The sequence below is a fragment of the Arthrobacter silviterrae genome (assembly GCF_011045165.1).
Lineage (GTDB): Bacteria > Actinomycetota > Actinomycetes > Actinomycetales > Micrococcaceae > Specibacter > Specibacter silviterrae.
Map to the genome: position 1 here is coordinate 1 of NZ_JAAKZI010000064.1, position 6613 is coordinate 6613.

A 6613-nucleotide genomic window follows, 5' to 3' on the forward strand; every position below is an offset into this window, starting at 1 on the left:
TGAACTTCTCTTGGCCTGGAGTCGGTCAATACGTTCATTCGCTAGAAAGGAGCATCGCATTGACTTGCGTTGGAGATCGCTTTTGATTTTTCTCCGTCGACGGGGAGAATCACGTCGTAACCGATGGCTACGAGAGCACGAAGTCACCCAAATTATCGCCTTCGAAATATTCCCCTAGGAAGGCAGCGGCCGTGCGATAGCTAGAAACCTATCGCGTACAGACTGCCGTGTGGTCGTCAAATCCAAGGGCTGGATGGCAAACGAGTGAAACTCTTTGTCGCTTCCTAAGCGGTCTGTACTAGCTGACGCTTGTTCGATAAGTTGCTTGTAGTCCCAGTATTCGTACTCGATCCTCACTTTGGAGATTTCTTCGTTTTCTGGGAGACCAGATGGTGCGCGCGAATGGGCAACAAAGATCACGCGGATGGTCCAAGCTGAGGGTTCGTCAAGAGCCGACCAGGACTCTCCCAGGCGTTGATCTACGATCCTGGCGAGCGAACGCTGATGATCCTTCACATAGGTGATCGACAAGTGCCCGCCATGAGCCTCAAGGGCGATGGCCGTGCGGTTGTCGACATTTGCAAATTCGACATCGCCTAGCTTGTGGCGCGAGAGGTTCGATGCATTCACACTGTCGCCGATTCCTCGAGGCCTCCACCCCTCGCCTGCGAAAGCTAGAAATGAGAGGCCATCGACGATCCGTTGTTCCAGAACACCCTGGGTGTTCGTTTCGTAATCAGCGACATAGTAAATTACTCGCTCAATTTCCTCTGCTGTTAGATCGGTCGGCAACGGAATCGGGGTTGAAGTTTCGAGTTCTATGACTCTGTATAACCAGGATCTGAGAACTTTTGCCAGGCTCCTCCGCGTGACATGAGGCAGGGATTCCAATGACTCCAAGAGGGCAACGAGCGCATGGGCGTCATCTCCTCCGCGATTTCGTGCCCAAGCCCTATCTAGCGTCTGAACAGCTTTTGCGTTATTCAGAACAGGGTTTCCAGTTGAGGCTGGATACCGGGCGAACAATTGCATGGCGATTTGACCACGTGGCGCAAATTCGTACAAGTAACTAGCGGGATGATCGAAGAATTCCAGGGGAACGCAACAGAAATGAAGGATCTGAAGATAGGGCCAGTTGATAGGACCCGTGGGGATTAGTACCTGGCTGAGCTGCCGCAACAGATGAGCGACGTCTGTTTCCGGAAGGTATTTTTCGGCTTCTTTTCCTGCAATATCACAAGCACCAAGGGTATCGCTATCTGGGAATAATGACAGGGCGAAGCTGGCATCCAAATTCCACAGTTCATCACCAGCTAGGTTGGAGCTAAGGCTGGGAAAATGCCCGAGCGCGCGCGCTATGACGCCCACTGCTTGGTATGGCACATCCAGGCTGGTTTCCAGTGCTTTGAGCAGCTTCGAGACCTGTGAGCATGACATATTTTCTGCTACCAGAAGATGGTTCAGCAGTGGAAGTCTTGAGATTAGGCGCCGTGCGGTTGTATGCGGGAGACCGTTCCAGTCTGTGGTTCCTGCCAAAAGTTTTCCGAAGATGACGAAGTAGTTGGCTGATAGCAGGCTACCGAGATCTCCTTCGAGACCTGCAGTGAGCGCGATTGGAACGATGTTCTTAAGGAGCGAGTTGGGCACGCCTGTTTGATTCCACTGATCCAGGGATTCGAGGATGAGCAAGGCGCCATCACTTGGTGAGATTGAGCACGCAGTGAGGTGCTGCTCTACGGCTGCAACGACCGAAGTTTCACTGGCTCGATCCACAGGGAACTGGAGCGACGATATGGCTTCAGGCAGGCTGGGCCCACTATATTCAGGCATCTGGCTCCGTCCACAAACTTGGAGGGCGTTCTCCGTGTTCGGCCCAAAGTGCCAGAAGTCGATCGCTCATTCCGCCAAGGTCAAGGCCGAGGGCTTCGAACCAAGAGAACGTTTCCGCGACAGTCAGTCGTCGTTGCCCTGACTCCACGCGAGATACCGCCGCCTGGTCAATACCTAATTCTGCTGAAAGTGCCCCCTGGGAAACGTGAGCTTCTATTCGAAGATCACAAAGCAGTTGCGCAAGGGCACGATGGAATTCGACTTCACGCGAGTAGGACGGAGGCACAACACCGACCCTACCGTTTGCGACCCTCCTCAGAACCCGATACTGTGGCGCTATGCGAAATGAACATAGCCCGATTGACGTTCCCGCTCCAACATTCGTATCTTTGTACTCCGGGTGTGGCGGTATGGACCTAGGGTTTGCGAAAGCGGGCTTGACACCCGTTTTCGCGAATGACATTGATCCTGATGCGGTCAGCACATACAACCGTTTGGACCAGGTAGTCGACCCTGAGTGGATAGACGCTGCGGCTCGATTCACTGGGCATAAATCAGTTTGTGGGGACGTTCGAGTAGCGGCCGACGCTCTCTACGAAGGTATGGCTGATTTGGTAATCGGCGGTCCGCCCTGCCAGGGGTTTTCAGTCGCGGGTCGGATGGACCCCAATGATCCTCGATCGCGCCACGTATTCGACTTTCTTGGCCTCGTCAAACGAATCAAACCCAAGGCGTTTGTGATGGAAAACGTCGCCGCCTTAGCCCGTAATAAGCGGTGGGGCGATATCATCAGTGCGTTGAAGGAAACTGCCACCAAAGACTATAAAGTCACTTTGGTTGTACTCAATGCTTCGCACTGGGGGGTTCCTCAAGCCCGTGAGCGGATGTTTCTAGTAGGAGTTCCACAAGAGGGACCCGACTTTGCCATGCCAGCCGCACCGACGGCATTGAACCCACCAAGCGTACGCGACGCCCTTCGAGTCCTCCCCCCTGCAGGTATGCCAGGGAACGACTCTCTATGTACCGCGATTATTACACTCGCGAAGCGCCCAGTCCTCCGGAAGTCACCATATGCAGGAATGCTCTTCAACGGCCAGGGTCGCGCAATGAACCTGGACGGACCAGCACCGACTCTGCCGGCCTCGATGGGTGGAAATAGGACTCCAATCGTCGATGACGGACATCTCGCAGGAATATCGGCGCCATGGATCGTTGACTATCACAGACGGCTTTTTCATGAGGGCCGAGAACCGCTCCCCAAACTTCCCCCGGCGGCCACTTTGCGAAGACTTACCGTGGAGGAGGCCGCAGTCTTGCAATCATTCCCCCGTGATACGCCATGGCAGGGTCGACAGTCAGCAAAATTTCGCCAGATCGGCAATGCGGTTCCCCCGCTTCTTGCATTTGCCGTTGCAAGCGCGGTCCGAGAGACCCTGGGGCTAGAAGCACCGTTGTCTGAAGCCGGGAGGCTCATTGGACAGAGAGTATGAATCTCAGGGGTGGCGATCCTTCTCTTCTTGCCTCGGGTCAAGCGATAGGGACATTTCACGCCGTCAGCACTAGAGATGCCGTCGGACTTGCGCGGGATAGGTGGCCATTTTTTGAAATCAGTTCAATGGGTACGAACCACCAGAACGAATCTCTCTTCGAGATTAGGTTCGGCGATGGGGAATGGATGCTGGCTGCATACGAAGACCTACAGGCTTCTGGAGGGCCAAATTAGGCAGAAACCTGGGCCGTAGGATTTCAGTCTCGCGAAAAGTCAACTATGCCTCCTACCCTTAGCGAGTCCGCGGTATACACAGGCTGGATTCCTGACTATCTGTGCGCGTAGTGGCTACCCGGACGAGAATTAGCCGCGGCAAGGCAAGCACGCCATGTGTCAGGCGAAGCCTGATACTCAGCCCGAATGGTCCGAAAAAAGCCGTGGGCCATCACCGAGTGATCTTTCGAACCATAGATGGACGACAGGGTCCGCATTACCGCCGGTAAGCATCCGCCTCATTCCTGGCACCTGAAGTGGTCGCCATGGAAGACCGTGGCCATGCACAGCCTTCCTTCCGGCCCTTCCCGAACACACTAGATATCGCTGCACCTTGATGGGTCATCAAGAACGCTCTGAACGCCTTACAGCCGATACGATGATGACCAGGGCAGAACAGGCACGAGCACAAGGGGACTAACGATGACTGGACTCGACTTTGGAAAGCTAACCAAGCAATCGGTCGTGGATTCTGCCACCGAACCAAGGCGAATCTTTGCCGCCTTACCAGCTAAAGCCTCGAAGTATGCCCGGCCGTGGGACGTTCAATCTCAGGTGTGGGATAGCTGGCACGAGCGACGCACCGATTCTGACCTACTTATCAAAATGAACACCGGTGGCGGCAAAACTTTAGTAGGGCTGATGATGCTTAAAAGTTGCCTCAACGATGTTGCTGGCCCAGCCGTCTACATCACACCCGACATATATCTCGCTGATCAGGTACGTGCTGAAGCCGCGGCCCTAGGCCTTGAAACTACGGATGATCCGCGATCCGGCCGGTTCCAAGCCGGTAAGGCAATACTTGTTACCTACATACACAAGGTAATCAACGGCATATCTGTTTTCGGCGTCGCAGGCGATACTCGGCAACGTATAGAAATTGGCTCGCTATTGGTCGACGACGCTCACGCATGCGTGTCCACGCTGGAACACCAATTCACTTTGACTATCCCTCGTGGACACGCTGCATACAACGAGATTTCCGACCTTTTCGACGACACGCTTCGTGACCAATCGCCGTCTACTATCCGGGATCTTGCTGAAGATGTACCTGGTGTTGCCCTGCGCGTTCCGTATTGGTCCTGGGCAGATCGACAGCAACAAGTACTGAACGCCCTACATCCACACCGACAAAGCACCAATAACTTCAAGTTTGTATGGCCACTGATTCGAGATGTCCTGCACCTTTGTGACGTGGCGATCACCTACAACGAGATCGAGATCAAACCACCCTGCCCGCCAATTGACCGAATCCCTAGCCTGGCTACTGCCAAGAGGCGGATCTACTTAACCGCGACGCTGGCCGATGACAGCGTTCTGGTGACTCACTTCGATGCTGCCCCGACGCCGATCTCGACGCCAATCACACCGCAGACTGCCGACGATCTGGGCGATCGTATGATCCTTACCCCGATGGAAACTCACCCTGGGACCACTGATGAGGAAGTGCGCACCTTTCTAGTTGAACAAGCGCTACATCGCAACGTCGTAGTTATTGTGCCTTCACGACGTCGAGCCGCGTTCTGGCGCGACTTTGCCGACGCAGAACACGACAGCAGCACCATCCACGATGGTGTCCGCTCTCTCCGAGAGGGGCACGTCGGTCTAGTGGTCTTGATCAACAAGTATGACGGCATCGACCTTCCCGGCGACGCCTGCCGAATCCTTGTCCTTGACGGACTCCCTGAGGCCTACAGCGCTCTTGAACGAATTGAAGCTCTTGCCCTGAGCGAAAGTGAGGCCATGATCACGCGACAAATCCAGCGCATCGAACAGGGTATGGGCCGAGGTGTGCGTTCCAACGACGACCATTGTGTCGTTCTACTGGTTGGGTCGAAACTCACCCAGCGGCTACACAAGGCAGGCGGATCGTCTAAATTCAGCCCAGCGACACGTGCCCAGCTCGCTCTATCCGACCAAGTCGCCGACATGCTTTATGGAATGCCTTTCAGCGCTATTGGCAGCGTAATTGGCCAGTGCCTGGATCGGGATCCTGGTTGGGTTGCAGCTAGTCGTGACGCACTTGATGGAGTCACCTACCCAACGACTAGCACAGTCTCTGAAGTTGCCGTGGCGGAACGGGAAGCCTTTCGGCTGGCTGAACTTGGACGCTATAGGGATGCTCATGCGAAAATGCGTCAGGCCATAATTGCCGCCAACGACGACCGCCGGCACGAGGGTTGGCTCAAGCAGCGCGCTGCTGGGTATCTGCATCTAGCAGATCCCGCCGCAGCCCAGCAGATGCAGAAATCTGCCCAGACAGATAACAAGGCGGTACTACGCCCGCGAGATGGCGTCGAATACCACCGGTTGAATAGCCTCGCAGACCAGGCCCGGCAAGCTGCGGCATTCTTATCTGAACGCTATGGAAACGGCAACGATCTGATAGTCGGTGTTGCTGCGATCCTGGACGACCTCGTACCAGACCCCAACCAAGCAAGCGTGCAAATGTTCGAACAGGCTATGTACGATCTCGGTTTGCACTTTGGCTTCGCTGCGCAACGGCCCGAACGTGACACAGGGGAAGGCCCGGACGTGCTGTGGTCTTTAGGTAAGTTGGCTTTTTTGGTCATCGAATGCAAGAGCGGCAGCACCACGGATGCGATTTGGCGGCACGATGCAGAACAGCTATCTCATTCCATGGACTGGTTCGCTGAGAAATACGACCATACATGCAGCGCAACACCGATCATGATTCACAACACCCAAGTGCTGCACAGGCAAGCCTCAGCGCGGCCCGGCGCCAAAGTAATCACCTTCGCTAAGCTCGCCAAGCTCCGCGATACTGCCGGTAAGTTCGCGGCAGCGCTTGCCGCCGACAACGCCTACAGGGAGGTTGGCAAAGTGAGCTCCCAATTGACGGATTGGGGCCTGAATGGCAAGGTGTTTGCCCAGTCATGGGGAGTCGCTGCGCGTAAGCTATAGCAAGGCAAGGATCGTTCATATCATCGCTGCTCGCGCGATGGCCTGAGCATCAGTAAGGATTCTTTGATGCAACGAATCTCATGGGTCTTACGGTCT

4 protein-coding genes are annotated in these 6613 nt (G+C 55.0%); 2 read left to right on the forward strand and 2 right to left on the reverse strand.

Annotated features, from left to right (window positions below):
- Positions 1–174: 174 nt before the first annotated feature.
- Entirely contained in the window at positions 175–1830 is a 1656-nt protein-coding gene (locus G6N77_RS19265) for a hypothetical protein (RefSeq protein ID WP_165183790.1), read from the reverse strand.
- Complete coding sequence (locus G6N77_RS20520; RefSeq protein WP_165183791.1) at positions 1823–2116, reverse strand: helix-turn-helix domain-containing protein; 294 nt, start codon at positions 2114–2116, stop codon at positions 1823–1825. Before G6N77_RS20520 ends, G6N77_RS19265 begins: the two co-directional genes overlap by 8 nt.
- Positions 2117–2168: 52 nt before the next feature.
- On the opposite strand from G6N77_RS20520, the gene G6N77_RS20525 reads away from it, so the two are divergent.
- Both G6N77_RS20525 and G6N77_RS19280 read left to right on the forward strand, forming a co-directional pair.
- On the forward strand, positions 2169–3320 hold the full coding sequence (locus tag G6N77_RS20525) for a DNA cytosine methyltransferase (RefSeq protein WP_165183792.1): 1152 nt from the start codon (positions 2169–2171) through the stop codon (positions 3318–3320).
- A 695-nt stretch (positions 3321–4015) separates the two neighbouring features.
- Entirely contained in the window at positions 4016–6517 is a 2502-nt protein-coding gene (locus G6N77_RS19280) for a helicase C-terminal domain-containing protein (RefSeq protein ID WP_165183793.1), read from the forward strand.
- Positions 6518–6613 lie beyond the last annotated feature (96 nt).

Excerpts from the sequence above, each read along its gene's own strand:
- G6N77_RS19280 (WP_165183793.1), top strand. The coding sequence starts at position 4,016 with ATGACTGGACTCGACTTTGGAAAGCTAACCAAGCAATCGGTCGTGGAT.
- G6N77_RS20525 (WP_165183792.1), top strand. The coding sequence starts at position 2,169 with ATGCGAAATGAACATAGCCCGATTGACGTTCCCGCTCCAACATTCGTA.
- G6N77_RS19265 (WP_165183790.1), bottom strand. The coding sequence starts at position 1,830 with ATGCCTGAATATAGTGGGCCCAGCCTGCCTGAAGCCATATCGTCGCTC.